23 protein-coding genes and 1 tRNA gene are annotated in these 26,144 nt (G+C 56.3%); 7 read left to right on the top strand and 17 right to left on the bottom strand.

Features of this window, described 5'->3' with window-relative positions; genetic code table 11:
• Positions 1 to 49: 49 nt before the first annotated feature.
• The gene (gene ulaG / locus L463_RS16230) at positions 50 to 1,114 is read left to right on the top strand and encodes an L-ascorbate 6-phosphate lactonase (RefSeq protein WP_006810379.1); all 1,065 of its coding nucleotides are present in this window, start codon (positions 50 to 52) and stop codon (positions 1,112 to 1,114) included.
• 110 nt (positions 1,115 to 1,224) lie between these two features.
• A complete protein-coding gene (gene ulaR, locus L463_RS16235; protein WP_003856014.1) occupies positions 1,225 to 1,980 on the top strand; it encodes an HTH-type transcriptional regulator UlaR in 756 nt (251 codons plus the stop codon).
• On the opposite strand, the gene yjfP is transcribed toward ulaR, so the two are convergent.
• Complete coding sequence (yjfP, locus tag L463_RS16240) at positions 1,977 to 2,699, bottom strand: esterase (RefSeq protein WP_023302960.1); 723 nt, start codon at positions 2,697 to 2,699, stop codon at positions 1,977 to 1,979. The two genes, ulaR and yjfP, sit on opposite strands and share 4 nt — an antisense overlap.
• A gap of 137 nt (positions 2,700 to 2,836) precedes the next feature.
• Between yjfP and bsmA the strand changes: the two genes are divergently transcribed.
• From bsmA to L463_RS16255, 3 genes are all read left to right on the top strand, one after another.
• Positions 2,837 to 3,166 carry a biofilm peroxide resistance protein BsmA gene (gene bsmA / locus L463_RS16245; RefSeq protein ID WP_017383949.1) on the top strand — a complete coding sequence of 110 codons (330 nt, stop codon included), beginning with the start codon at positions 2,837 to 2,839 and terminating at the stop codon, positions 3,164 to 3,166.
• A 148-nt stretch (positions 3,167 to 3,314) separates the two neighbouring features.
• Positions 3,315 to 3,590, top strand: a complete 276-nt coding sequence (yjfN, locus tag L463_RS16250; protein ID WP_017694671.1) for a DUF1471 family protease activator YjfN — start codon at positions 3,315 to 3,317, stop codon at positions 3,588 to 3,590.
• A 170-nt stretch (positions 3,591 to 3,760) separates the two neighbouring features.
• Complete coding sequence (locus tag L463_RS16255) at positions 3,761 to 5,692, top strand: methyl-accepting chemotaxis protein (protein WP_023302959.1); 1,932 nt, start codon at positions 3,761 to 3,763, stop codon at positions 5,690 to 5,692.
• Here the strand turns inward: L463_RS16255 and L463_RS16260 are convergent.
• Positions 5,689 to 7,311, bottom strand: a complete 1,623-nt coding sequence (locus L463_RS16260) for an isovaleryl-CoA dehydrogenase (protein WP_023302958.1) — start codon at positions 7,309 to 7,311, stop codon at positions 5,689 to 5,691. The two genes, L463_RS16255 and L463_RS16260, sit on opposite strands and share 4 nt — an antisense overlap.
• A gap of 195 nt (positions 7,312 to 7,506) precedes the next feature.
• Here L463_RS16260 and L463_RS16265 point away from each other — a divergent pair, with 195 nt between their 5' ends.
• Positions 7,507 to 8,781, top strand: a complete 1,275-nt coding sequence (locus L463_RS16265; RefSeq protein WP_015572471.1) for an MFS transporter — start codon at positions 7,507 to 7,509, stop codon at positions 8,779 to 8,781.
• A gap of 91 nt (positions 8,782 to 8,872) precedes the next feature.
• Here L463_RS16265 and rlmB read toward each other — a convergent pair whose 3' ends face one another.
• From rlmB to nnr, 14 genes are all read right to left on the bottom strand, one after another.
• Positions 8,873 to 9,604, bottom strand: coding sequence for a 23S rRNA (guanosine(2251)-2'-O)-methyltransferase RlmB (rlmB, locus tag L463_RS16270; protein WP_015572470.1), 732 nt, complete (start codon positions 9,602 to 9,604; stop codon positions 8,873 to 8,875).
• Positions 9,605 to 9,667: 63 nt separating this feature from the next.
• Entirely contained in the window at positions 9,668 to 12,109 is a 2,442-nt protein-coding gene (rnr, locus tag L463_RS16275) for a ribonuclease R (protein WP_032104769.1), read from the bottom strand.
• Positions 12,110 to 12,147: 38 nt separating this feature from the next.
• Positions 12,148 to 12,573, bottom strand: a complete 426-nt coding sequence (gene nsrR / locus L463_RS16280; RefSeq protein ID WP_003855998.1) for a nitric oxide-sensing transcriptional repressor NsrR — start codon at positions 12,571 to 12,573, stop codon at positions 12,148 to 12,150.
• Between the two features lie 192 nt (positions 12,574 to 12,765).
• Positions 12,766 to 14,064: an adenylosuccinate synthase gene (locus L463_RS16285; protein ID WP_003855997.1), complete on the bottom strand. Its 1,299-nt coding sequence runs from the start codon at positions 14,062 to 14,064 to the stop codon at positions 12,766 to 12,768.
• A 103-nt stretch (positions 14,065 to 14,167) separates the two neighbouring features.
• Positions 14,168 to 14,365: a DUF2065 domain-containing protein gene (locus tag L463_RS16290; protein WP_003855996.1), complete on the bottom strand. Its 198-nt coding sequence runs from the start codon at positions 14,363 to 14,365 to the stop codon at positions 14,168 to 14,170.
• Positions 14,366 to 14,436: 71 nt separating this feature from the next.
• Complete coding sequence (hflC, locus tag L463_RS16295; protein WP_003855994.1) at positions 14,437 to 15,441, bottom strand: protease modulator HflC; 1,005 nt, start codon at positions 15,439 to 15,441, stop codon at positions 14,437 to 14,439.
• A 2-nt stretch (positions 15,442 to 15,443) separates the two neighbouring features.
• Positions 15,444 to 16,703: an FtsH protease activity modulator HflK gene (gene hflK / locus L463_RS16300; RefSeq protein WP_003855992.1), complete on the bottom strand. Its 1,260-nt coding sequence runs from the start codon at positions 16,701 to 16,703 to the stop codon at positions 15,444 to 15,446.
• 56 nt (positions 16,704 to 16,759) lie between these two features.
• Positions 16,760 to 18,040: a ribosome rescue GTPase HflX gene (hflX, locus tag L463_RS16305; protein WP_003855991.1), complete on the bottom strand. Its 1,281-nt coding sequence runs from the start codon at positions 18,038 to 18,040 to the stop codon at positions 16,760 to 16,762.
• A gap of 74 nt (positions 18,041 to 18,114) precedes the next feature.
• On the bottom strand, positions 18,115 to 18,426 hold the full coding sequence (gene hfq, locus L463_RS16310; protein ID WP_003855990.1) for an RNA chaperone Hfq: 312 nt from the start codon (positions 18,424 to 18,426) through the stop codon (positions 18,115 to 18,117).
• Between the two features lie 85 nt (positions 18,427 to 18,511).
• A complete protein-coding gene (gene miaA, locus L463_RS16315; protein ID WP_032104770.1) occupies positions 18,512 to 19,462 on the bottom strand; it encodes a tRNA (adenosine(37)-N6)-dimethylallyltransferase MiaA in 951 nt (316 codons plus the stop codon).
• Positions 19,455 to 21,299, bottom strand: coding sequence for a DNA mismatch repair endonuclease MutL (gene mutL / locus L463_RS16320; RefSeq protein WP_032104771.1), 1,845 nt, complete (start codon positions 21,297 to 21,299; stop codon positions 19,455 to 19,457). Before mutL ends, miaA begins: the two co-directional genes overlap by 8 nt.
• 9 nt (positions 21,300 to 21,308) lie before the next feature.
• Positions 21,309 to 22,649: an N-acetylmuramoyl-L-alanine amidase AmiB gene (gene amiB / locus L463_RS16325; RefSeq protein ID WP_023295800.1), complete on the bottom strand. Its 1,341-nt coding sequence runs from the start codon at positions 22,647 to 22,649 to the stop codon at positions 21,309 to 21,311.
• Between the two features lie 16 nt (positions 22,650 to 22,665).
• The gene (gene tsaE, locus L463_RS16330) at positions 22,666 to 23,127 is read right to left on the bottom strand and encodes a tRNA (adenosine(37)-N6)-threonylcarbamoyltransferase complex ATPase subunit type 1 TsaE (RefSeq protein ID WP_032104772.1); all 462 of its coding nucleotides are present in this window, start codon (positions 23,125 to 23,127) and stop codon (positions 22,666 to 22,668) included.
• Positions 23,120 to 24,643 carry a bifunctional ADP-dependent NAD(P)H-hydrate dehydratase/NAD(P)H-hydrate epimerase gene (gene nnr / locus L463_RS16335; protein ID WP_032104773.1) on the bottom strand — a complete coding sequence of 508 codons (1,524 nt, stop codon included), beginning with the start codon at positions 24,641 to 24,643 and terminating at the stop codon, positions 23,120 to 23,122. The genes tsaE and nnr overlap by 8 nt, the downstream gene beginning before the upstream one ends.
• Here nnr and queG point away from each other — a divergent pair.
• Positions 24,642 to 25,781, top strand: a complete 1,140-nt coding sequence (queG, locus tag L463_RS16340; protein ID WP_015572463.1) for a tRNA epoxyqueuosine(34) reductase QueG — start codon at positions 24,642 to 24,644, stop codon at positions 25,779 to 25,781. The two genes, nnr and queG, sit on opposite strands and share 2 nt — an antisense overlap.
• Positions 25,782 to 26,051: 270 nt before the next feature.
• Here the strand turns inward: queG and L463_RS16345 are convergent.
• A tRNA-Gly gene (locus L463_RS16345) sits at positions 26,052 to 26,127 on the bottom strand.
• Between the last annotated feature and the right edge of the window lie 17 nt (positions 26,128 to 26,144).

Here is a 26,144-nt window from a genome sequence, read left to right as displayed (position 1 = left end):
ACAACAAGTCATATAGTGATTACTTTTGATTAAAACCAGGAGTCAAACGATGAGTAAAGTGAAAACCATCACCCGTGAATCATGGATTCTGAGTACCTTTCCGGAGTGGGGTAGCTGGCTGAACGAAGAGATCGAGCAGGAACAGGTTGCTCCTGGCACATTTGCGATGTGGTGGCTGGGCTGCACCGGGATCTGGCTGAAATCAGAAGGCGGCGCCAACATTTGTGTTGATTTCTGGTGCGGCACCGGCAAACAGAGCCACGGCAATCCACTGATGAAAAAAGGCCACCAGATGCAGCGTATGGCCGGCGTTGAAAAGCTCCAGCCGAACCTGCGCACCACGCCTTTCGTGCTGGATCCTTTTGCCATTCGTCAGATCGACGCCGTACTCTCTACCCACGATCACAACGATCATATCGACGTGAACGTGGCGGCAGCGGTAATGCAAAACTGCGCGGACGACGTACCGTTTATTGGGCCGCAGACCTGCGTGGATTTGTGGATTGGCTGGGGCGTGCCAAAAGAGCGCTGCATCGTGATGAAGCCGGGCGACGTAGTGAAAATCAAAGACATTGAAATTCACGCGCTGGATGCCTTTGACCGTACCGCGCTGATCACCCTGCCTGCCGACCAGAAAGCCGCAGGCGTACTGCCAGACGGGATGGATGAGCGCGCGGTGAACTACCTGTTCAAAACGCCCGGCGGTTCCCTGTATCACAGCGGTGACTCCCACTACTCCAACTATTACGCGAAGCACGGTAACGAGCATCAGATTGACGTGGCGCTTGGCTCTTACGGTGAAAACCCGCGCGGGATCACCGACAAAATGACCAGCGCAGACATGCTGCGTATGGCCGAAGCGCTGAACACCAAAGTGGTGATCCCGTTCCACCACGATATCTGGTCAAACTTCCAGGCCGATCCGCAAGAGATCCGCGTCCTGTGGGAGATGAAAAAAGACCGCCTCAAGTATGGCTTCAAGCCGTTCATCTGGCAGGTTGGCGGCAAGTTCACCTGGCCGCTGGATAAAGACAATCTTGAGTACCACTACCCGCGTGGTTTCGATGATTGCTTTACGATTGAACCCGATCTGCCGTTCAAATCCTTCCTCTGATTCTGAGGCCCAATCGCCAGACCTTGCGTCTGGCGATGTCATATTTATCTTAGTAATTTCACGCTATTTCAAATATCATCTTTTCAAATCAATTCTTATCGGAATAGCTCATGACGGAAGCGCAACGGCATCAAATTTTACTGGAACTCCTGGCGCAAACAGGGTTTATCACCGTCGAGAAAGTGATCGAACGTTTAGGGATCTCCCCCGCTACCGCGCGGCGGGACATTAACAAGCTGGATGAGAGCGGCAAGCTGAAAAAAGTCCGCAACGGTGCAGAGGCCATCAGCCAGCAGCGTCCACGCTGGACGCCGATGAACATCCACCAGGCGCAGAATCACGATGAAAAGGTGCGGATTGCCAGAGCGGCATCACAGCTGGTAAATCCTGGAGAAAGCGTGGTGATCAACTGCGGTTCGACGGCGTTTCTGCTGGGCCGTGAGATGTGCGGCAAGCCGGTGCAAATCATCACCAACTATTTGCCGCTGGCCAACTATCTCATTGACCAGGAACATGAAAGCGTGGTGATCATGGGCGGCCAGTATAACAAGAGCCAGTCCATCACCCTTAGCCCGCAGGACAGTGAAAACAGCCTCTACGCCGGGCACTGGATGTTTACCAGCGGCAAAGGTCTGACGGCGGATGGCCTGTATAAAACCGATATGCTCACCGCAATGGCAGAACAGAACATGCTTAACGTAGTGGGCAAACTGGTGGTGCTGGTCGACAGCAGCAAGGTCGGTGAACGCGCCGGCATGCTTTTCAGCCGCGCCGAGCAAATCAGCATGGTGATCACCGGCAAAAACGCCAACCCCGAGATCCTCAGCAAGCTGGAGGATCAGGGTGTCACAGTGCTGCGCGTTTAAAGGTGCTGACGGAAGAATTCCACGGTTGACTCCAGCGCGGCCGGGGTAATACGGTGCCGGACACCTGCTCCCCACAGGCAGGTCAGATTGCTGTCCAGCCCTTCACGCTGTAGCGCCTGTTGCAGGCGGAACGTTTCACCGGGCGGTACGACGTCATCGGCGTCCCCATGCCACAGAAGCAGCGGACGATCGGCCAGCTGCGAAAGCGCATGGCTGACGTCCCATTCAGACAACAGGGCCTCAATCTCCTGAGGGGCCTGCGGCGGGAACAGCGTCTTTGCCAGTGACGTAAAGTAGCCCGATCCCATCAGGCAAGCCACGGACGTCACCTCCGGATGCCTGGCCATGATCCCCAGCGCCGTCATTCCGCCCATTGATGCGCCTGCGACCGCCAGCCGTTTCCCCTCCACCAGCCCGGCCTGCAAGAGCGCGTCACGCAGCCCGGCGAACTCGGTCAGATTGCCGTGCAGCGTTTGCCAGAACAGCCCCAGCCGCGCCTGCTCATCGCCCGTAAAGCGTGCCCCATGATTCGGCGCATCAGGCATGACCACCCGGAAACCGGCCTGCGCCAGCGCGACGGCAAAATAGCTGTAGACCAGCTTCGAGGAGAGAAAGCCATGATAGAAAACTACCGTCGGCAGCGGCTGTTCACCTTTACCAGCCGAAAAAGCATGGATGATTTCATGCCCACTCAGCTGGCGAGTTTCAATTTCAATCATTGTCGATCCTGTGCTGATGAATGATTCATAATGTTGAGAGCTGGATTACGGTTTCACGATATTTTCATTCGAAATCTACGTCCCAGATAACACTTCGGGAACATTCCCCCAAAACTAAATTCGCAGACAACTACACTATGGCTATCAGGAAAAGAGACAGGTTTATGCGCAGGCTTACGGCTTTATTGCTGGTCTCACTGCTCAGCGGATGTTCCATATTGCAGGGTACGCCAGAACCGGCGCCGCCGGTTACCGATCATCCTCAGGAAATTCGTCGTAATCAGACGGAAGGATTACAACGCCTGGGTACCGTATCCGCGATGGTTCGTGGTTCCCCGGATGATGCAGAAGACGCAATTGAAGCACAGGCAGTTGCCGCAAAAGCAGATTATTACGTCATCACGATGATTGATGAAACCATTATTACGGGACAGTGGTACGCCCAGGGAATTTTGTACCGTAAGTAAGCATCATCATTTGAACGACTTTTACACTGCTTTGCGTCCGTAGACATTTTCCTGTCCACAATAAACTCCATGCCAGCAACAATGGAAATGAGTTTATTCGCGAAGGATTGCCCGGCGGATACCGGAGACACGTGAAAAGGAGCTGACGATGAAACGAACCCTTGCTTTAACGACGCTATTGCTTTCAGCGGGCCTGCTGAGCACCACGGCGCAGTCGGCCGAATTTGCCAGCGCGGATTGCGTCACGGGCCTGAACGAGATTGGTCAGATCTCCGTCAATAATATCACGGGAAGTCCGCAAGACGTTGAACGTGTCGTCGCCCTGAAGGCCGATGAACAGGGCGCATCCTGGTATCGCATCGTCCAGATGCAGGAAGATAACCATGTTAATCACTGGCGCGTGCAGGCCATTCTTTATGCATAATCCCTTCCGATAAAAGCCACTTAATTTTAGTGGCTTTTCACTTTTGCAAATTTTTTATCCCTCCCGAAACTTAATAAAAACAAATAGGTAACATTCAGTTACATTAAACAGATAAACGTTCTCTTCGCTCTGCCGTTGAACAGCCATCACTTTTCAATAATGAGCAATTTATGATCACCTTTTTCCGCCGGGCAGGTCTGGGCACGAAGCTATCGCTGCTAACAGGTGCAAGTGTCGCCACGCTTTTTTTGCTGTTCACTTTTCTGTTGAGCCACAACGCCAGCCAGCAGCTTGAAGATCTTGCGGTTGAAGACCTGCATAACCAGTCCACCGGCATGGTGGATATGGTAGAGATGTTCAACACCAGCCTGAGCGAAGAGGTTGAAAGCTATACCCGTCTGTTCACCACCTTTTTGCCACAGCCGCTGAACAGCGACAGCAGCCAGAGCCGGACCATAAACGGGCTTACCGTTCCTCTGCTGAAAGGCGGCGAAACGGAGTTGCATGAAAACAATACGCTTTCTGATGACTTCCTGAGCCGAACGGGCGCCATCTCGACGCTGTTTGTCCGCAGCGGTAACGATTTTATCCGCGTGGCCACGTCGCTGCGCAAAGAGAATGGCGACCGCGCCATCGGAACCGTTCTTGATACCACCAGCCCGGCATTTGCGGCTGTCACCAAAGGGGAGGTCTATCGTGGCCTCGCGCTGCTGTTCGGCAAGCGCTATATCACGCAGTACCAGCCTGTTAAAAATGCGGAAGGCCAGGTTATCGGGATTATCTTTGTCGGCGTGGACATCACCCATTCGTGGAACGTCATGCGCGAGAAAATCCTTAACCGTCGTCTGGGCGAGAGCGGCCACTTCTTTGTACTGGATCGCAGCAGCGGCAAAACGCGCGGACAGTATCTGTTCCATGCCAGCGATGAGGGCAAACTGCCCAACTGGGACACGGCGACACAGCAGCAGCTTCTGAGTGATAAAGCCGGCACGCTGGAGCGCGTGAGCGCAGATGGCCGTACGCTCAAAGTTGCCTACACGCCGCTGCCGGGCTGGAACTGGACCATCGTGGGTGAAGTGGATAAAGCCGTACTGCTTTCAAGCGTCACCACGCTGCGCGATCGCTTCCTGATCGCGGGCGTGGTGCTATCCGCGCTCTTCGCGGGCCTGTTCGTTATCCTCATTCGCCGGATGCTAACCCGCCCACTGCGCGCAGTGATCGCGCTTGCACGGCAGTATGCCGCAGGCGATCTGCGCGCCAGCCTGCCGGTAACCCGCCAGGATGAGGTCGGCCAGCTGATTGATGCCATCAACGGGATCGGGGGCGGCCTGCAAAAAATTGTGTTGCAGGTCCGCGAGGCCGCAAGCGAAATCCATCTGGGGACTAACGCGCTGGCTTCAGATACCGGCGAGATCTCTGAACAGATCAACAAGCAGGCCAGCAGCGTTGAGGAGACCTCCGCCAGCATGGAGCAATTAGCCGCCACCGTGCAGCAAAATGCCGCCAACATGGAGCAAACGCAGCAGCTGGTGGGTGAAACCTCGCGCGCGGTGCATCAGGGTGGAGAGACGGTGACCCACGCAGTCTCCACCATGGATGATATTCGTGATGCATCGAAACGCATTGAAGACATCACCCGCGTGATTGAGTCCATCGCTTTCCAGACCAATATCCTGGCGCTCAATGCGGCGGTTGAAGCGGCGCGGGCGGGCGAGCACGGGAAAGGTTTCGCAGTGGTGGCGCAAGAGGTGCGCGCCCTGGCCGCACGCAGCGCCAATGCGGTAAAAGAGATTGAACAGTTGATTGGCGACACGCTGAACAAGGTGAGCGAAGGCCATGCGCTGTCTGAGCAGACGCGTCTGGCGATGGATGCCATCATTGTTCATATCGATAACATCAGCCAGCTTGTCACCGAGATCAACCACGCCTCCCGCGAGCAGTCTGCGGGGATTGGTCAGGTGAATCTGGCGATGACGCACATCGGTGAGGCATCGCACATCAATGCCGATCGCATCTCACGCAGCGAGCAGACGGCACAGACGCTGCGCGAGAAGGGTTCACATCTCACCCGGCTGGTGAGCCTGTTCCAGCTGAAAGCTTAACCGACCCGGCCCGTGGCACGCAGCAGCAGGTCGGTTTGCACTTGTTCGCTCATCAGCGTGCCGCCTCGGGTATCCAGCATCATGCGGCACCACGCCTGCGCCACGGGCGGCGATGCGTGCCGCAGCATCTGACTTCCGGCCCCGAGTAAAAAGAGCTGCCGCGCGATCTCCCTGCCCTGCGCTTCCTGCGGTTTACGCAGCTTCTGCTGTAGCTGCCGCCAGCTGCGATCGAAATGCCTGTCCTGGCCTTTGACCTGCGCGAAATCATCGGCGAGCAGGTCGAGAATACCCGACTGCTTCGCCAGCACGCGCAGTACATCCAGGCACATAATATTGCCAGAGCCTTCCCAGATGCTGTTGACGGGCATTTCACGGTACAACCGTGGAAGCTCACTCTCTTCGCAATAGCCTGCGCCGCCCAGCACCTCCATTGCCTCTGCCACAAACGGTATGCCCGCTTTGCAGACGCTGTATTTTGCCGCCGGAGTGAAAAGCCGCGCCCATGCGACCTCCTGCGGGTCGGTGCGGTTGTCCCACGCCCGGGCGAGTCGGAACAGCAGTGCCGTGTGTCCCTCCAGCACCAGCGCCATACGGCTTAGCACGTCGCGCATTAACGGCTGGTCGATCAGATTTTTGCCGAAGGTCTGCCGCTGATGGGCATGATAAAGCGCCACCGAGAGCGCACGGCGCATCAATCCGTGGCTGCCAAGCGCACAGTCAAAGCGCGTCAGCCCGCCCATCTTCAGAATTTGCCGGACACCTTCACCCTCTTCGCCCAGCAGCCAGCCGTAAGCATCAAGGAACTCAGCCTCACTGCTGGCATTTGAACGGTTACCGAGCTTGTCCTTCAGACGCTCAAGGCGCACGGCATTACGTTGCCCGTCGGGTAAAAAACGCGGAACAAAAAAGCAGGAAAGCCCGCCCTTCGCCTGCGCCAGCACCAGATGCGCATCGCTCTGCGGCACGGAGAAAAACCATTTGTGCCCCACCAGCCGGTAACTGCCATCACTGCATTTCTCTGCTTTGGTGGTATTACTGAGTACGTCCGAACCGCCCTGCTTTTCCGTCATCCCCATGCCGATCAGCAGGCCGCGCTTTTGCGCCCCCGGTGCGAGATGGGGATCGTAGCGATCGCTCATCAGCGGCGTTAACCAGTCGTGAAACGGTTTGGGCAGCGACTGTAGCAACAGCGGCGTGGCGGCGAAGGTCATGGTCACCGGGCATAGCGTTCCCGCCTCCACCTGTGCATGAAGCACAAAACGCGCGGCCCGGGCGACGAACGATCCTTTCCGCGCCTCCTCCTCCCACGCCAGGTTGTGCACCCGGTTGGCGCAAAGCCCCTGCATCAGAAGATGCCATGCCGGATGAAAGCGGACGTCATCCAGCCTCGCTCCCGTGGCGTCATAACGCAGCAGTTCCGGCGGATTAACGTTCGCCAGCCTGCCCAGCTCCAGCGACTCCGCCGTACCCAACTGCTGTCCGATGCTGGCAAGAAGATCCACATCCCACTCAGCCCCTTCGCGCGCTACCGCATCGCGCAGGGCGCAATCAGAGAGAAAAAGGTTGCTGTTCGATAGCGGTGCAGGTTGATTAAAAACGGTATGTGTCTGCCAGTGCATGCTGTCTCCCTCCTTTCATTGGCAATAAAGGTAAGTATGGACAGAGGGCATGCACGCTGCATGGGAGGGGGGTCACACGATGACGATCGTGTTGATATCATTCGTGAAATAGCTCACAGAACATAAGAATAAACTATTTCATTACTTCACCAATGCTGAATAATTTATTCTTACCCCGTTTATGTGAGGATCGTTATGCAACAGGATGCGCACAAGCGTGCATTAATTGCAGGCTCCATCGGTAATTTCATCGAGTGGTATGAATTTGCGGTCTACGGTTTTCTGGCAACGGTGATTGCCAGAAACTTCTTCCAGCTTGAGGGGGAAGCGGAGCTCACCAGCCTGATCCTCACCTGGGCCTCGTTCGCCATCGCTTTCTTCTTCCGTCCGCTGGGTGCGGTGGTCTTTGGCCGCATTGGCGACAGGATTGGCCGCAAACCGACGCTGATTATAGTGCTGGTATTGATGACGCTCGCCACCGCTGCCATCGGTATTGTGCCGGTCTACGCCAGTATCGGGATTGCCGCGCCGCTGATCGTTACGCTCCTGCGTATTCTGCAAGGACTGTTCGCGGGCGGTGAGTATGGCGGTGCGGTCTCATTGATGACGGAGTTCGCCCCGCGCGGCAAGCGCGGTCTTTACGGGGCATGGCAGTCCTTTACCGTGGCGCTCGGGCTGTTAGCGGGCGCAGGCATTGTCGCGTTGCTCTCTGCCCTGCTCTCCCCTGAAGCCTTGCACGACTGGGGCTGGCGCATTCCGTTCTTCCTGGCGCTGCCGATGGGTGCGGTCGCGCTATGGCTGCGGGTGAGCATGGAAGAGACGCCGAGCTTTGTGCAGCAACGGGAAAAACCGGTTGTTACTCAGGCCAGCACCGCCGCCACGTTCAAAACCATCCTGATGGGCATTGGCCGCGTGATGGTCTGGTCTGCGGCGGGTTATACCTATCTGGTGATTATGCCGACCTATCTGCAATCTGCGCTGCACACCGGTTTTAACCAGGCGTTACTGATTGCGGTGATTTCTAACATTGGGTTTGCGCTCACGATCATTCCGTCGGGCATGCTGAGCGACAGGATCGGGCGGCGCACGGTGATGATTATCGCCACCGTGCTCCTGCTGATCCTCGCCCTGCCGCTGCTGAAAATTTTGCAGGCGGAATCCAGTACGCTGGCAGTCAAAGCGATTGTGGTGCTGATTGCGGGGGGTCTGGTTGGGATGCTGGCAGGGCCGGGGCCGGCAATGCTGTCTGAGATGTTCCCGACGCGCGTGCGTTATACCGGGCTGGGGCTGGCCTATTCTCTGTCGAATGCGATCTTCTCGGGCTGTGCGGGGCTGATCATTACCGGGCTGATTAAAGAGACGGGCAATCTGGATATTCCGGCGTACTACGTGATGGCAACGGCGGTGGTGAGTATTTTCGCGCTGATGACGCTGAGAAAGGATGACCATTTACGGTCGTTAGAGGAGTGAGATTGTTGCCCGGTGGCGCTACGCTTACCGGGCCTACGGTACCATGCTTTTGTAGGCCGGGTAAGGCGAAGCCGCCACCCGGCACAACAGGCTACCCGCGCTGACGCACCGCTTCAAACAGGCAGATACCCGTCGCAACGGAAACGTTCAGGGACGATACGCTGCCCGCCATTGGGATGCTGATCAGCTCATCGCAGTGCTCGCGCGTCAGACGACGCATACCTTCGCCTTCCGCTCCCATCACCAGCGCCATACGGCCGGTCATTTTGCTCTGGTACAGGGTGTGATCCGCTTCACCGGCTGTTCCTACGATCCAGATATTTTCTTCCTGCAACAGACGCATGGTGCGCGCCAGGTTAGTCACGCGGATTAACGGGACGTTTTCCGCCGCGCCGCAGGCGACTTTTTTAGCGGTAGCGTTAAGCTGCGCGGAGCGATCTTTTGGCACAATCACCGCATGCACGCCTGCTGCATCGGCGCTACGCAGGCACGCGCCCAGGTTATGTGGGTCGGTTACGCCATCGAGGATCAGGAAGAACGGGTTCTCCAGCCCGGCGATCAGATCCGGCAGATCGTTCTCCTGATACTGACGGCCTGGCTTCACGCGCGCGATAATACCCTGGTGTACAGCACCTTCGCTTTTTTCATCCAGATACTGGCGGTTCGCCAGCTGGATCACTACGCCCTGCGCTTCCAGCGCGTGGATCAGCGGCATCAGACGTTTATCTTCACGCCCTTTCAGAATAAAAACTTCCTGAAAACGCTCCGGCGCGCGCTCCAGCAGGGCCTGCACCGCGTGGATGCCGTAAATCATTTCACTCATTGATGGTTCTCGTAATAAATATTTTCCCTCTCCCGTTGGGGAGAGGGTCAGGGTGAGGGGAAATTACTCCGCCTGCTGTTTCTTCGCCGCGCGCTTCGCTTTGGTCGCGGCCGCTATTTTTTGGGTCTTGGTCGACGGTTTTTTCGCTTTACGAGCGTCTTTTTTCGCCGCCTTGGGCTTCTGTTTCTTCTCACCACGGAAAGCGCTGTCTGGCTCAAAGTTTACTCTTTTACCTGCCTGACGTCGCTTACCGCCCGCTTTACCGTTACCGCCTTTTTTCGCTTTCTCACGCTCGGTTTTCCCGACGTTACGCGGAGCACGCTCGCTGGAGATGAGGCTGAAGTCGATTTTACGGTCGTCCATATTCACGGCTTCAACCTTCACTTCCACCCGATCGCCAAGACGGTAGGTCTGACCACCGGATTCGCCGATCAGACGTTGTCCGACCTGGTCGAAGCGGTAGTAATCGTTATCGAGGCTGGAAACGTGCACCAGACCGTCGATAAACAGCTCATCCAGACGCACGAAGAAGCCAAAGCCGGTGACGCTGGCAATCACGCCTTTAAAGACGTTACCCACCTGATCCAGCATAAAGTCACACTTCAGCCAGTCCGCCACGTCGCGCGTCGCTTCATCCGCACGACGCTCGGTCATGGAACAATGCTGGCCCAGTTGCAGCATCTCTTCCATGGAGTAGTGATACCCTCCGGTTTCGGTCGTGTTGCCTTTATGACCCTGCTCGTGCGCCAGCAGATACTTGATCGCACGGTGCAGGGACAGATCCGGATAACGGCGGATCGGCGAGGTAAAGTGCGCGTACGACTGTAACGCCAGACCAAAGTGGCCCCGGTTTTCAGGATCGTAAATCGCCTGCTTCATGGAGCGCAGCAGCATGGTTTGCAGCATTTCCGCGTCAGGACGATCGCTGATGGATTCCAGCAGCTCGGCGTAATCGCGTGGCTCAGGCTTATTACCGCCAGGCAGCTCCAGACCGAGTTCAGCCAGCACGGAGCGGAACGAGGTTACGGCCTCCGTGGTTGGCTTGTCGTGAATACGGAACAGCGCAGGCTCTTTGGCTTTCTCAACGAAACGTGCCGCCGAGATGTTCGCCAGGATCATACACTCTTCAATCAGCTTGTGCGCATCGTTACGCTGAGTCTGTTCGATACGCTCGATACGACGCTCAGCGTTAAAGATAAACTTCGCCTCTTCACTCTCAAACGAGATCCCACCGCGCTCTTCGCGCGCCTGATCCAGCGTTTTGTAGAGGTTGTGCAGCTCTTCGATGTGTTTGACCAGCGGCGCGTACTGTTCGCGAAGATCCTGATCGCCCTGCAACATATGCCAGACCTTGGTATAGGTCAGGCGCGCATGAGAACTCATCACCGCTTCGTAGAACTTATAGCCCGTCAGACGTCCCTTGCTGGAGATGGTCATTTCGCAGACCATACACAGGCGGTCCACCTGCGGGTTGAGGGAACACAGGCCGTTGGAGAGCACTTCTGGCAGCATCGGTACAACCTGCGACGGGAAGTAGACCGACGTACCGCGGCTGCGCGCTTCGTTATCCAGCGGCGTGTGCGGACGCACGTAATAGCTCACATCCGCGATAGCCACCCACAGACGCCAGCCGCCACCGCGTTTTTTCTCGCAATATACGGCATCATCGAAGTCACGGGCGTCTTCACCATCAATGGTGACCAGCGGCAGATCGCGCAGATCCACGCGGCCTGCTTTGGACTCTTCCGGCACTTCTTCACGCAGGTTTTCAATCTGATCTTCAACCGCTTTCGGCCAGACATACGGAATTTCATGGGTACGCAGCGCCATATCGACGGCCATGCCGGTGCCCATGTTATCGCCCAGCACTTCGACGATTTTACCCACCGCTTTGGTGCGACGGGTTGGGCGCTGGGTGAGTTCCACCACCACCACAAAGCCCATGCGTGCGCCCATCACCTCTTCAGGCGGGATGAGAATGTCGAAGCTCAGACGGCTGTCGTCCGGCACCACAAAGCCTACGCCCGCATCGGTAAAGTAACGGCCTACAATCTGGCTGGTTTTCGGCACCAGCACGCGGACCACGCGCGCTTCGCGGCGGCCTTTACGGTCTGCACCCAGCGGCTGCGCCAGGATCTGGTCGCCGTGAATACACATCTTCATCTGTTCGGATGAGAGGTACAGGTCGTCTTTACGGCCTTCCACGCGCAGGAAGCCGAAGCCATCGCGATGACCAATAACGGTGCCTTTCAGCAGGTCGAGGCGTTCTGGCAGCGCGTAGCACTGGCGACGAGTAAAGACAAGTTGCCCGTCACGTTCCATGGCGCGCAGGCGGCGGCGAAGGGCTTCAATTTGCTCTTCACCTTCAATGTTCAGTTCAACGGCAAGTTCTTCACGATTGGCGGGTTTTTCGCGTTTTGTTAAGTGTTCAATGATGAACTCGCGGCTGGGGATAGGATTCGCGTATTTTTCGGCTTCGCGTTCCTGGAAAGGATCTTGTGACATGTCGGTTCCTCCGTTGTCAGCTCCGGTGGAAATTTTCTTCATTCCACCAGCAATAATTTATAAAGCGGTTGATTCTCTTCAACCAAATCGGCCAGCGTGTAGTTATCCAGTTCCTTGAGAAAACTTTGCACGGCCTTTGAAAGCGCCTGTTTCAGGCGGCAAGCGGGCGTAATGTGGCAGAACGCGCTGCTACAGTTCACCAGAGAGAGCGGCTCCAGTTCACGTACCACATCGCCAATACGGATACTCTGCGCCGGTTTACCGAGACGGATCCCTCCATTCTTCCCGCGGACGGCAGCAACGTATCCGGCACGACTAAGTTGATTGATTATTTTGACCATATGATTACGGGACACACCGTACACCTCTGTGACTTCAGAGATGCTGGTCATCTTCCCATCGGGTAACGACGCCATGTAAATCAGCGCGCGTAAGCCGTAATCGGTGAAACTTGTTAACTGCACATCAACCTCAGGAAAAAGGGAAAACGCGGTCAAACCGCAGAGATATTCATTAATGATGATAAACCAGCCAGATAGTTAGCGGCTAATTTATTTGACAGACGGGGCGAAAAAGCGGAGATCCAGGAGCGGTCGCCGGATGGCGCTGCGCTTATCCGGCCTACGGGTTTCCCCGCAGGCCAGCAGTCACGAAGATTATGCGTCGAACGGGTCGCGCAGGATCATCGTTTCAGTACGATCCGGGCCGGTAGAAATAATATCGATCGGCACTTCGGTCAGTTCTTCAATGCGCTTGATGTAGTCCAGCGCGGCTTTAGGCAGGCCACTACGCTCTTTCACACCAAAGGTAGTCTCAGACCAGCCCGGCATGGTTTCGTAGATTGGCTCAATGCCTTCCCAGTCGTCAGCAGCCAGCGGAGTGGTGGTCACTTCGCGGCCATCAGGCATACGGTAGCCTACGCAGATTTTCACTTCTTTCAGGCCGTCCAGTACGTCCAGCTTAGTCAGGCAGAAGCCAGACAGGGAGTTGATCTGCACTGCGCGACGTACGGCAACGGCGTCCAGCCAGCCGGTACGACGACGACGACCGGTGGTCGCTCCAAACTCGTTACCCTGCTTGCAGAGGAACTCGCCGGTCTCATCAAACAGTTCGGTCGGGAATGGACCCGCACCCACGCGAGTGGAGTACGCTTTAATGATGCCCAGAACGTAATCGACATAACGCGGGCCCAGACCGGAGCCGGTTGCCACGCCACCCGCGGTGGTGTTAGAGGACGTTACGTACGGATAGGTACCGTGGTCGATGTCCAGCAGCGTACCCTGCGCACCTTCAAACATGACGAAATCGCCACGCTTGCGCGCCTGGTCCAGCAGATCGGACACATCAACAACCATACCGGTCAGAATATCAGCAATCGCCATGACGTCATCCAGCACTTTCTGGTAGTCAACGGCTTCGGCTTTGTAGAAGTTCACCAGCTGGAAGTTGTGATATTCCATCACTTCTTTCAGTTTTTCAGCGAAGGTCGCTTTGTCGAAGAGGTCACCCACGCGCAGACCGCGACGAGCCACTTTATCTTCGTAAGCCGGGCCGATACCACGACCGGTGGTGCCGATCGCTTTCGCGCCACGCGCTTTTTCACGCGCCACGTCCAGCGCCACATGATAATCCAGGATCAGCGGGCAGGCTTCGGAGAGCAGCAGACGCTCACGAACAGGGATACCACGGTCTTCCAGACCTTTCATCTCTTTCATCAGCGCAGCGGGAGACAGCACAACGCCGTTACCGATGATGCTGGTGACGTTTTCGCGAAGAATGCCTGATGGAATAAGATGGAGGACGGTTTTTTCACCGTTGATTACGAGAGTATGGCCTGCGTTGTGACCGCCCTGGTAGCGTACAACATATTTAGCCCGTTCAGTCAGAAGATCAACAATCTTCCCTTTACCTTCGTCACCCCATTGGGTGCCCAGTACGACGACGTTGTTACCCATTTTTTCAAAATCACCGTTTGCTTAAAAATGGATTCTACCATCGCTTTTTCAGATATACAGCACTTTTTGACCCTAAAATATGCCAATTGCGGTTAGTTTTTGATCAGCCAATCGTTTTCCTCAACATGTAGTAGATAACGATACCGGCAACCACAAGACCACCGCCAAAACGACGCAAAATATTGTCCGGGAGTTGGCTCATTGTCGCGATCATCCGGCGCCATGCGCGCGGATAGAGCATCGGGCCGAGGCCTTCCAGCACCAAAACCAGGGCCAGTGCGAGCCAGATCGTGGAGTTCATTTTTCATCCTTATAAAAGAAAACCACCGCTCCGTGAAGAGCGGTGGTTTGAATACTCAAACGAGCCTGAGTTTATCGCGTTGCGTTGGTCGGCGTCTTCATATAACGGAAGAAATCGCTGTCCGGGCTGAGCACCATCACATCCTGGTTGCTCTTGAAGCTATTCTCGTAAGCGCGAAGACTACGGATGAAGGCGTAGAAGTCTGGATCCTGGCTGAATGCATCAGCAAACAGTTTCGCCGCTTCGGCATCACCTTCACCGCGCAGGATACGACCCTGGCGCTCAGATTCCGCCAGCGTCTTGGTGACTTCATAGTCCGCTGCGGCGCGCAGTTTTTCCGCTTCTTCCTGACCCTGTGAACGGTGACGACGGGCTACCGCTTCACGCTCGGCGCGCATACGGTTGTAGATCGCCTCGGACACTTCCGCTGGCAGGTTGATCTGCTTGATGCGCACATCAACCACTTCGATGCCCAGCGCCGCCATGCTGTTCGGGTTGATCACCGGCACTTTACCGTTGGTTTCAGCCTGAACACGTTCAGCCGCTTTGGCAATCGCATCGTCTGCCGCCGGGGTTTCAACTTCATCCTCGGTGCCCGCAGAGCCGGAGTTCAGCGCATCACGCACTTCCAGCGTCAGACGGCCACGGGAGTCGGTCACGATGTCTTTCACATCCAGACGACCAATTTCAGAACGCAGACGGTCAGAGAACTTACGTTTCAGCAGCACTTCTGCCTGAGAAACGTCGCCACCCCCGGTTGCCAGGAAGTAGCGGCTGAAATCGCTGATGCGCCATTTGATATAGGAATCAACGATCAGGTCTTTCTTCTCTTTGGTCACGAAACGATCGGCCTGGTTATCCATGGTCTGGATACGCGCATCGAGCGTTTTCACTGACTGAATGAACGGGATCTTGAAGTGCAGACCCGGCTCATAAATCACCGGACGCTTGTCGCCGTCACGCACGACGCTGCTGAACTGGAACTTGATCCCACGTTCGCCCTCTTTCACCACAAAGATGGAGGTGTAGAGCACGACCAGTACGATGATGATGATCGCAATAACTGACTTACGCATCCTTATTCCCCCTGACGCTGGTAGTCGTTACGCTGCGCGTTAGCACGGCGTTGGTCCATAATGTCACCATCGTTCGAAGAAGGCGTTGTGTTCGCGCTGGCGCTGCCAGACGAGGCCGGTGGCAGACGCAGCAGGTTGTTCGCACCGCTGTTGTCTTTTGCTGCCGGTGCAGAACCGCCTTTCAGCATCTGATCCAGCGGCAGGACCATCAGGTTTCCGCCTTTGTTGTCGTTAACCAGCACTTTACGCGTATGGCTCAGCACTTTTTCCATGGTCTCGATATAGAGACGCTCACGGGTAATTTCCGGCGCGGCTTTATATTCCGGCAGGATCTTCGCGAAGCGAGCCACTTCACCCTGTGCTTCCAGGATGGTCTGGGTCTTATACGCACGCGCTTCTTCCAGAATACGCTGCGCCTGACCGTTTGCACGCGGCTGAACTTCGTTGGTGTACGCTTCCGCTTCACGGATGTACTGCTGTTCGTTTTCACGCGCGGCAATCGCATCGTCAAACGCCGCTTTCACCTCTTCCGGCGGACGTGCAGCCTGGAAGTTGACGTCCAGCAGGGTGATACCCATGTTGTACGGACGGATGGTCTCTTCCAGCTCACGCTGGGTATCGCTACGAATAACGGTACGACCTTCGGTCAGGATACGGTCCATGGTGTATTTACCGATCACGCCACGCAGGGCGCTGTCGGTCGCCTGACGCAGGCTGTCATCGGCGCTGGTCACGCTAAACAGATAACGTTCAGGATCGGTCACGCGGTACTGCACGTTCATCTCAACGCGCACCACGTTCTCGTCAGAGGTCAGCATCACGCCAGAGGCCGCCAGTTCACGGACGGACTCTACGTTGACCGCGGTCACATCATCGATGAAGGTCGGCTTCCAGTTCAGGCCCGGCTCAACCAGATGGCTGAACTTACCGAAACGGGTGACCACGCCGCGTTCTGCTTCTTTAATGGTGTAGAACCCGCTGGCTGCCCAGATGATTACCACCGCAGCGGCGACAATGCCCACCACGCGGCCACCCATTGGCGGGCGCGGACTCTGAGTGGAATTGCCACCCGAGCCAGAACCTTTTCCTCCGCCAAGGCCACCAAGCTTTTTGCTCAGTTTGCGGAAGATATCATCCAGATCCGGCGGCCCCTGCTCGCGACCACCTTTGTTGCCATTTCCCCCAGAGTTGCCGCCTTGATTATTGCTGCTTCCCCACGGGTCGCGGTCTTGTCCGTTATTACCGGGCTGATTCCACGCCATGTATATGCTCCATATTTGTTATGCAAGGGCGAATTTTTCAGGCTTCCCCTTTCTGATCAGACGATATAGTCCGCCAGCGCAGGTTCTTGTTTACAGAGGCGACGCCAGTCAACGATCGGCATACGCACCTGCATCCCCACGCTGCCGTCATCCTCCATCCACTCTTTTTCTATCGCCTGAAGCTGATAAAACCGGCTGCGCAGCCTGCCTTCCTGTGGCGGCAGTCGCAGCGTGTGCTGAGCTACCTCACCGGAAAGACGTTCTGTCAAAGCCTGGAAAAGCAGTGGCACACCAATCCCGGCCTGAGCAGACAGCCAGACCCGAATCGGTTTGTTCTCTTCGTCTCGGTCAATACGCGGTTCGAAATCGTCCAGCATATCGATCTTGTTCATCACCAACAGGGTGGGAATTTCGTGGGCGTCGATCTCTTCGAGCACCACGTTCACCGCGTCGATGTTCTCCTGCACGCGTACGTCCGCCGCATCAATGACGTGCAGCAGCAGGGTCGCCTGACGCGTCTCCTGCAACGTCGCTTTAAACGCCGCGACCAGATCGTGCGGCAGATGGCGGATAAACCCTACGGTATCCGCCAGCACCGTTTCACCCACGTCTGCGACGTCAATACGGCGCAGGGTTGGGTCCAGGGTCGCAAACAGCTGGTCTGCGGCATACACCTGGGCCTCGGTTATCTGGTTAAACAGGGTGGATTTACCGGCGTTGGTATAACCCACCAGCGACACCGTTGGGATATCGGCTTTCGTTCGCGCCCGACGCCCCTGTTCGCGCTGTTTCTCTACACGTTCCAGACGTGAAAGGATCTGGGTTATACGCCCACGCAGCAAACGGCGGTCGGTTTCGAGCTGGGTTTCACCCGGGCCGCGCAAACCAATCCCGCCTTTTTGTCTTTCAAGGTGTGTCCAGCCACGCACCAGACGCGTCGCCAGATGGCGCAACTGCGCCAGCTCAACCTGCAACTTACCCTCGTGGGTACGCGCACGCTGAGCAAAAATATCTAAGATCAACCCCGTGCGATCGATTACACGGCATTCGCAGAGAGCTTCCAGGTTACGTTCCTGAGCCGGAGACAGCGCATGATCAAACAGCACAACGGATGCGCCGGTTGCTTTTACGGCATCCGCAATTTCAACTGCTTTACCTTCACCAACAAAGTACTTCGGGTGCGGCGCTTTACGGCTACCGGTAATCACCTGCATTGCTTCGACACCGGCGGAAGAGACCAGAGATTCAAACTCCTGGAGGTCTTCCATATCTTTGTCTTGCGAAAAATAGATGTGTACCAGCACCGCCTGCTCACCGGCGTCATAACGGTCAAACAAGCGTAAACCTCTCTAAAAAGATCAGCGGGGAACGCAGGATCCCTGGCTCCCCGTGTGGATAACAGCCCAAAACCTTATTCGGTTTCTTCGCTGTCCTGCGCTGGTGTTGAAGAACCCTGCGCGTTGCTGCCGTGATGGTAGTTACTGCCAGTGCCGCCGCCAGCGTTATTGCTGTGATGAGATACCGGACGGGACGGAACAACAGTAGAAATCGCGTGCTTATAGACCATCTGGCTGACCGTGTTTTTCAACAGGATCACGAACTGATCGAAAGACTCAATCTGACCTTGCAGCTTAATACCATTCACCAAATAAATAGAAACTGGAACACGCTCCCGACGCAATGCGTTCAGGAACGGATCTTGTAAAGATTGCCCCTTAGCCATTCTATCTTTTCCTTATATGCTTGTTTTGTACTTAGAACCTTGCGATTCTGAAAAATTGCGCACGATACGGCTTAATTGTACACATTCAGTCAGCGATATCACCAATAACCTCAATCACTTCGTTTAACGCCTGTTGTGGTTTTTCACTGTCTAACCAGTGAACACCCTCCCAACCGCGTAACCAGGTGATCTGGCGCTTCGCTAACTGTCTCGTGGCGCAAACACCTCGATAAACCATTTCATCGTATGAAATCTCACCTTCAAGATACGACCACATCTGGCGGTATCCCACACAACGAATGGAAGGCATGTCCGTATGCAAATCTCCACGGGCAAAAAGCGCCCGCACTTCTGCTTCAAAATCTGAAGCCAACATCTGATGAAAACGCTGCTCAATTCGTTGATGGAGCAGTTCACGGCTCGCCGGGGCGATGGCGAACTGATGCACCTGATACGGCAGAGCGTCTCCTGACGTTTGCGTCAGTTCCGTTAAAGTTTTACCCGAAATGAAAAAAACTTCCAGTGCCCGGGAAAGCCTTTGCGGATCGTTTGGGTGGATCCGCGCTGCGGCAACCGGGTCAATCTCTTCCAGTTGCCTGTGCAAAGCGTCCCACCCCTGCTCTGCCGCCTGCCGCTCAATCTTCACTCTCACTTCCGGATCGGCCGATGGCAGAGGCGATAACCCCTCCAGCAGCGCCTTAAAGTAGAGCATCGTGCCGCCAACTAACAGCGGTATGCGTCCCGCGGCGGTAATCTCGGCCATCTCGGCTAAGGCGTCGCGGCGAAAATCTGCCGCGGAGTAAGCCTGTGCCGGGTCGAGAATATCCAGTAAACGGTGCGGTGCCGCACGCAGTTCGTCTGCGTTGGGCTTCGCCGTGCCAATGTCCATCCCTCGGTAGATGAGGGCTGAATCAACGCTAATCAACTCTACTGGCAAAACTTTACGTAACTCAATGGCTAACGCCGTTTTACCGGAGGCCGTTGGCCCCATTAAAAAAATCGCCTTTGGCAGGCTCGCCTTACTTACATCAGTCATGTTTCAGGGCGGTCATCGCCGTTTGTAAATCAACAGGTTGTAACAAACCACCTGGAGGCGCTTTCACCAGCTGTGGACAGAGGCGCTCCACCTCCGCCAGAACGGTAATCGCCTGCGCCATACTCCACGGTGCATGCTCGCTGGCCAGATGGCGGGCGATCCACTGCGCGGTATCGGCGGCATCAAACGTCGTTTGCTGCGCCAGGTAGCCTATCAGTTCAGGAATCAAGTTTTGTAAATTTTGTTGGCGTAAGGGTAAAGGCACTGCGCGAATTGTCACATGCTGCGCGTCCAGTACGATTTCAATCCCCATTTCGGCCAGTTGCGTCTGCACGCGCCGCAAAACCCCTGTTTCTTCAGAGGATATTTTCAGGCGAACGGGGATCAACAGCGGCTGCGCGCAGGCGGCATTCACCCCCGGGGTTAACTGCGCCTGTTTGAGCCAGCGCTCCGCCACGGAAAGCGCCAGCAACAGCAGTTTACCTTCGCGTTCAAGCAACGCCATGTCGGGAGCAATAATGGTCAATACCCGACCAAAACTCTGGCTATGCCCATCCAGAGAGGGGGTTGAAACCGTGATGTGCTCTTTATGCTCCACCGCCGGCGTATCCAGCAGTTTGCGGTACAGCGCCCCCTGCTGTTTGTGGTAGCCCGGCTGAGCGTTGGGATAGTTGGCACCGGTTGGTCGCGGCGCGTTGCCCGCCGGGGATAAACGTGGAGCAGCAGGCTCGCGCGCGACCGCCGGTTCGGCAAAATGGTTACGCCCGGCCGCCACGCGGTTTTCCGGCAGTGGGCGCGGCGCGGGCTCTTCTTTTGCCAGCGGCAACTCTGGCTCTGCCTGCTGCTGCAATACAGCGGCAACGCCCTGGTAGATGAAATCATGCACCAGGCGCGACTGGTGGAAACGCACCTCGTGCTTGGCGGGGTGCACGTTAACGTCAACCTGGTGCGGGTCGATCTCCAGATAAAGCACAAAGGCGGGCTGTTGATCGGCGCCGAGCTTATCTTCGCAGGCCTGTCGAATAGCGTGGTTAATCAGGCGGTCGCGCATCATGCGGCCGTTGACGTAGCAATACTGAATTTCTGCGAACGCGGCGCTGCTGGCGTTCGGATCGGCAACCCAGCCGCACAGGGCCAGATCGCCATGCTGCCACTCAATGGACAGCGCTTTTTCCAGAAACGGTGTGCCGCAGATGGCGCCCAACCGACGCTCCTTTTGTGCACCCTCCGCCACCGCGCGGTACTGGCGCATCACCTTACCGTTATGGCTGAGGTTGATGGTGACATCAAAGCGCGCCAGCGCGATGCGGCGGATGATCTCGTCGATATGTCCGAATTCGGTCTTCTCGGTTCGCATAAACTTGCGCCGGGCGGGCGTGTTATAGAAGAGATCCAGCACTTCAAGCGTGGTGCCTACCGGGTGCGCCGCAGGTTTAACCGTGACGTCCATATCACGCCCTTCGGCGTAGGCCTGCCAGGCTTCCTGCTGGTCGGCCGTGCGGGAGGTCAACGTTAAGCGGGAAACGGAGCTGATACTGGCCAGCGCTTCGCCGCGAAAACCCAGGCTGATAATCGCTTCCAGATCGTCAAGTGAGGCAATTTTACTGGTGGCATGACGCGCCAGCGCCAGCGCCAGCTCGTTTTTTTTGATGCCACAGCCGTTATCACGAATGCGGATAAGCTTTGCGCCCCCGCGTTCGATATCAATATCAATGCGGGTCGCCCCTGCATCGAGGCTGTTTTCCACCAGTTCCTTCACCACCGACGCAGGGCGTTCCACCACCTCACCGGCGGCGATTTGGTTCGCGAGCTGCGGCGGTAGAACCTGAATCGGCATGAACTCTCCTTAATTAGTCGCGGTCATCTCACCCGGCAGCGCGGCGCTTGCCGTCTGGGCGGCCCCGCCCTGCGGCGCAGACTGAAGCGGATGCGCGTCAAAGTATTTACGCAGACCGTTATAAATCGCTTCGGCAATTTGCTGCTGATAGCTGTCGCTGCCCAACAGGCGCTCTTCGCCGTTGTTACTGATAAAGCCCGTCTCTACCAGAATCGACGGAATATCCGGCGAACGCAGGACACCGAGGCTTGCATGCTCAGGGCGACGCTTATGCAGCGATCCAATGCTTTGCAGCTGACTCAGTACGTTAGTGGCGACATCATACCCGACGCGCTGAGAATGACCGAACTGTAAATCCAGCACCGCCTGGCTGAGATACGGATCGGCCTGGCTGTTTGCCAGCACATCGCCTGCCCCGCCTAACAGTTCAGACTGCTTCTCGTGCTCTTCAAGCCAGTTCGCCATTTCACTGTTGGCGCGACGGTTCGACAGCACCCATACCGACGCGCCGGTGGCGTTACGGTTCGGCGCAGCATCCGCGTGAATCGACACCAGGAAGTTGGCGTTTTGCTTACGCGCCACATCCGAGCGTCCCATCACTGAAATAAAGTAATCTCCGTCGCGGGTCATGACCCCTTTAAACATCGGATCGTCATTCAGAAGCGCACGCAGCTTACGGGCAATGGCGATAGTGACGTTTTTCTCCCGCGTGCCGCCCGGGCCAATCGCGCCAGGATCTTGCCCGCCGTGTCCGGCGTCGATGGCGATAATCACTTTGTCGCCACTGACCGGCGTACGCCGCGCGCTGACCGCCGGACGCGTCACCGTGTTGCTGCTGGTCACGGCGGTAAGTCGGTCATTTTGTGATTTAAACGGATTACGGGCTGGCTCAGACGGCCTTGGGGTATAAACCGGCGCCTCCACGCGTTTTGCTACAACAGGTGCAGGCGGTGGCGGGGGCGGAACATCAGCATTAATGGTAAAGACCACCGTATAATTGGCGCCGTTTTGCTGCTTAACCGCCTTCGTCTTGCCCTTTTCGGTGAGATCGACCACCAGACGCAGAGACTGCGCATCCTTCGGCGTCCCCGAACGGATGCTTTTCACCAGATTGTTGCCGCTGAACTGGAGCGGCAGCCCCTGGATCACCCCGGTCTGTTTAATATCGAGCGCCACGCTGCGGCTGTCGATTTGTGAGAAAGCATATTCAGGATCGCCCATAAAGCTGAACGTAATACGGGCCTGGCTATCGCCATTCGACACCTGAATATCCGAGAGGCTGGCCGCCCCGGCCTGCGCGCACAGCAGGACCGTGGCAGCCAGCACCCAACCTTTAACGCGATTAATCATCCCGTTATCCCTACGCTCAACTGGCTAAACGCGCCAGTAAGGAACAGCCTGATGAGGAAACCGCACTGATGCGCGCCTCACGCCCTTGTGCCTGGTAATCTAAGTGAATTTCGACATCCGGGTCAGGCAGCACACCCGCACCTTGTTGCGGCCACTCCACCAGGCAGATGGCGTCGTTGGCAAAATAATCGCGGATCCCCATAAATTCCAGCTCCTCAGGATCCGCAAGACGATATAAATCAAAGTGGTACACCATGATATTTTCAAGCGTGTACGGTTCTACCAGCGTATAGGTCGGGCTTTTTACGTTCCCGTTATGGCCTAACGCCTGCAAAAAGCCACGGCTGAAGGTTGTTTTACCCGCGCCTAAATCACCATACAGATAAATGACGGTCGCCCCCTGACAGGCCTGCGCCACGCGCTTGCCGAGATCTAAAGTGGCTTGTTCATCAGGTAAAGGAATCGCTCGATTAGTCATTTTCTACGTCAATCACATCCGGGTTAACAACACGCCGCAGCGTGCAAAAAAGATCGGTGGCCAGCATACCGCGCGTTCCGTAACAAGCAGCCAGCCTGTCAGCCGCCACACCGTGGGCCACGCAGCCCGCACAGGCTGCATCATAAAGGGGAAGTTTCTGTCCGAGCAATGCGCCAATGATGCCAGAGAGCACATCGCCCATGCCGCCGCTCGCCATGCCTGCATTACCGGCATCAACGATGCCCATCGCACCATCGCTGGCGATAACGGTCCCCGCCCCTTTCAAAACGGCAACACCTCCGTAACGTTTTACCAGACGTTGGGCTGAAAGTAAGCGATCGCTTTCAATTTCTGCCACGCTACAGTTAAGCAGCCGTGCGGCTTCGCCGGGGTGCGGCGTTAGAATGCGATTGTGACGCTTATCCGGGTTTATTGCCAGAAGGTTAAGCGCGTCGGCATCCCAGAGCATCGGTTTACGAAAATTCTCGGCCTTTTGCAGGGCCTGTTTACCCCACTCCTGCTGACCCAGGCCCGGACCAATGACCACCACGTCCGCCCACTCAAGACCCTCTTCAATCGCCTGCGGGGTAAGCTCGTGGACCATCAGCTCCGGCCGCGCGGTAATAATGGGCGGGATGTTTCCGCTGCGGGTCAGCACGCGTATTAATCCGGCGCCGCTGCGCAACGCGGCCTCTCCGGTCATACGAATCGCACCTGCCGTGCCGCGATCGCCGCCGATAATCAGCAGTCGGCCATGGTCGCCCTTATGGGACGTGGGACGGCGCGGCGGCAGCCACTGTGCAAGCAGGGAGGCATCAAAGCGGGTGATGTGGGTATCCTGTCCGGCCAGCCAGTTTTCCAGCCCCAGGGCGTTGTGGTGTAACGTGCCCACGACATCCCGCGCTTTACCGGTAAGCAAACCCGGCTTCAGGGCGATAAAAGTCACGGTGCGCGCCGCCTCAATCGACACGCCCGGCGTCACGCCGGTTTGTGCCATCAGGCCGGAGGGAATATCCAGCGCTACCACCGGGGCGGGGTGCGCATTAGCGCGCGTAATCAGCGCGGCGACGTCATCGCGAGGCGCGCGCATCAGTCCCGTCCCCAGCAGACCGTCAACAATCACGTCGACATCCTCGGGCCAGACGATATCAGGCGCATGAATAATGCCCCCCGCATTCAGCCAAGCCTCTCTCGCCATGCCCGCTTCTTCCGGTAACGGCTTGTCGCTCTCCAGCGCCAGCAGGGTGACGCGCAGCCCCGCCGCCACCGCAAGACGAGCCACCACATAACCATCGCCACCGTTATTGCCGTGTCCGCACAGGATCAGATAGTGCGAAGCCTCCGGATAAGCCGTACGCGCCACGTTAAACGCCGCCTCGCCCGCGCGCTGCATCAGTTCGTAAAGGGTAATGCCCAGGCTATCTGCGGCCTCTTTCTCGGCCCGACGGAGGTCATCCGCATGCCAGATGGAATGTGGTATACTTGCGGGGTTTTTCTTCACAGTATGGTCCGTCATGTCACAGCCCCTCGATCTCAATGAATTAGCGCAAAAAATAAAACAGTGGGGTGCTGAACTGGGCTTCCAGAAGGTCGGTATTACTGACACCGACCTCTCTGCCAGCGAGCCTAAGCTCCAGGCATGGCTGGATAAACAATACCACGGCGAGATGGAGTGGATGGCGCGTCACGGTATGATGCGTGCCCGCCCCCACGAGCTGTTGCCGGGTACGCTGCGCGTTATTAGCGTACGCATGAACTATCTGCCTGCTAACGCGGCCTTTGCGCGCACGCTAAAAAATCCTTCGCTGGGTTACGTCAGCCGATACGCTCTGGGACGTGACTACCATAAACTTCTGCGCAACCGTCTAAAAAAGCTCGGGGAAACCATTCAGCAGCACTGTGTTTCGCTGAATTTTAGACCCTTTGTCGATTCTGCGCCTATTCTTGAGCGCCCGATCGCCGAAAAAGCCGGGCTCGGCTGGACAGGTAAGCACTCACTTATCTTAAGCCGCGACGCGGGCTCATTCTTTTTCCTGGGTGAACTGCTGATTGATTTACCCCTGCCGGTAGACGGTCCGGTGGAAGAAGGCTGTGGTCGCTGTGTGGCCTGTATGACCATCTGCCCAACGGGCGCTATTGTCGAACCGTATACCGTTGATGCGCGCCGCTGTATCTCTTATCTCACTATCGAGCTGGAAGGCGCCATTCCAGAGGAATTTCGTCCGCTTATCGGCAACCGCATCTACGGCTGTGATGACTGTCAGCTGATTTGTCCGTGGAACCGTTATTCACAGTTGACGGACGAAGAAGACTTCAGTCCGCGCAAGGCGTTACATGCCCCGCAGTTGATCGAACTGTTCGCCTGGAGCGAAGCCTGGTTCCTGAAGGTGACGGAAGGTTCCGCCATACGTCGTATCGGCCACCTGCGCTGGCTGCGTAATGTGGCCGTTGCGCTGGGGAATGCCCCGTGGGATGAGGCAAATCTTCAGGCGCTCGAAAGCCGCAGAGGTGAGCACCCACTTCTTGATGAGCACATAGAATGGGCGATTGCGCAGCAAATTGAGAAGCGAAATGCCGGCGTGGTTGAAGTGCAGTTACCGAAGAAACAGCGCCTGGTCAGGGTGATTGAAAAAGGGCTGCCGCGGGATGTGTGATATATTCACAGGCTGTGAATAAAAATAAGAATTCAGGCGCCATCAGCTCTGGCAAACAGGTCAAGTGATCTAAATAACATTTTGAAATCAAATTTTCTTCATAAATTACAAGGAATTACGAAGATATTATTCACCCTGCTAACATTTCGTACAGACTGGTTTTATCACGGTTTCTGTGGATAACTCTGTTCACAAGAGTATTTCAGACATAATAGAAAACGTCCCCAACGAAGCACTTCGCTGTGGATAATATGGAGATGAAGAAGAATTTGGAGCGGGAAACGAGACTCGAACTCGCGACCCCGACCTTGGCAAGGTCGTGCTCTACCAACTGAGCTATTCCCGCTTGGGTGTTCTGGTGCT

It is taken from the genome of Enterobacter sp. BIDMC 27 (genome assembly GCF_000534415.1).
GTDB classification, from domain to species: domain Bacteria; phylum Pseudomonadota; class Gammaproteobacteria; order Enterobacterales; family Enterobacteriaceae; genus Enterobacter; species Enterobacter hormaechei_C.
This window is presented reverse-complemented; position numbering and strand designations above follow the sequence as displayed.

What these genes read in the sequence shown, in the direction of transcription:
- ulaG (WP_006810379.1), top strand. Translation starts at nt 50, where the DNA reads ATGAGTAAAGTGAAAACCATCACCCGTGAATCATGGATTCTGAGTACC.
- ulaR (WP_003856014.1), top strand. Translation starts at nt 1,225, where the DNA reads ATGACGGAAGCGCAACGGCATCAAATTTTACTGGAACTCCTGGCGCAA.
- yjfP (WP_023302960.1), bottom strand. Translation starts at nt 2,699, where the DNA reads ATGATTGAAATTGAAACTCGCCAGCTGAGTGGGCATGAAATCATCCAT.
- bsmA (WP_017383949.1), top strand. Translation starts at nt 2,837, where the DNA reads ATGGCTATCAGGAAAAGAGACAGGTTTATGCGCAGGCTTACGGCTTTA.
- yjfN (WP_017694671.1), top strand. Translation starts at nt 3,315, where the DNA reads ATGAAACGAACCCTTGCTTTAACGACGCTATTGCTTTCAGCGGGCCTG.
- L463_RS16255 (WP_023302959.1), top strand. Translation starts at nt 3,761, where the DNA reads ATGATCACCTTTTTCCGCCGGGCAGGTCTGGGCACGAAGCTATCGCTG.
- L463_RS16260 (WP_023302958.1), bottom strand. Translation starts at nt 7,311, where the DNA reads ATGCACTGGCAGACACATACCGTTTTTAATCAACCTGCACCGCTATCG.
- L463_RS16265 (WP_015572471.1), top strand. Translation starts at nt 7,507, where the DNA reads ATGCAACAGGATGCGCACAAGCGTGCATTAATTGCAGGCTCCATCGGT.
- rlmB (WP_015572470.1), bottom strand. Translation starts at nt 9,604, where the DNA reads ATGAGTGAAATGATTTACGGCATCCACGCGGTGCAGGCCCTGCTGGAG.
- rnr (WP_032104769.1), bottom strand. Translation starts at nt 12,109, where the DNA reads ATGTCACAAGATCCTTTCCAGGAACGCGAAGCCGAAAAATACGCGAAT.
- L463_RS16285 (WP_003855997.1), bottom strand. Translation starts at nt 14,064, where the DNA reads ATGGGTAACAACGTCGTCGTACTGGGCACCCAATGGGGTGACGAAGGT.
- L463_RS16290 (WP_003855996.1), bottom strand. Translation starts at nt 14,365, where the DNA reads ATGAACTCCACGATCTGGCTCGCACTGGCCCTGGTTTTGGTGCTGGAA.
- hflC (WP_003855994.1), bottom strand. Translation starts at nt 15,441, where the DNA reads ATGCGTAAGTCAGTTATTGCGATCATCATCATCGTACTGGTCGTGCTC.
- hflK (WP_003855992.1), bottom strand. Translation starts at nt 16,703, where the DNA reads ATGGCGTGGAATCAGCCCGGTAATAACGGACAAGACCGCGACCCGTGG.
- hfq (WP_003855990.1), bottom strand. Translation starts at nt 18,426, where the DNA reads ATGGCTAAGGGGCAATCTTTACAAGATCCGTTCCTGAACGCATTGCGT.
- miaA (WP_032104770.1), bottom strand. Translation starts at nt 19,462, where the DNA reads ATGACTGATGTAAGTAAGGCGAGCCTGCCAAAGGCGATTTTTTTAATG.
- mutL (WP_032104771.1), bottom strand. Translation starts at nt 21,299, where the DNA reads ATGCCGATTCAGGTTCTACCGCCGCAGCTCGCGAACCAAATCGCCGCC.
- amiB (WP_023295800.1), bottom strand. Translation starts at nt 22,649, where the DNA reads ATGATTAATCGCGTTAAAGGTTGGGTGCTGGCTGCCACGGTCCTGCTG.
- tsaE (WP_032104772.1), bottom strand. Translation starts at nt 23,127, where the DNA reads ATGACTAATCGAGCGATTCCTTTACCTGATGAACAAGCCACTTTAGAT.
- queG (WP_015572463.1), top strand. Translation starts at nt 24,642, where the DNA reads ATGTCACAGCCCCTCGATCTCAATGAATTAGCGCAAAAAATAAAACAG.
- nnr (WP_032104773.1), bottom strand. Translation starts at nt 24,643, where the DNA reads ATGACGGACCATACTGTGAAGAAAAACCCCGCAAGTATACCACATTCC.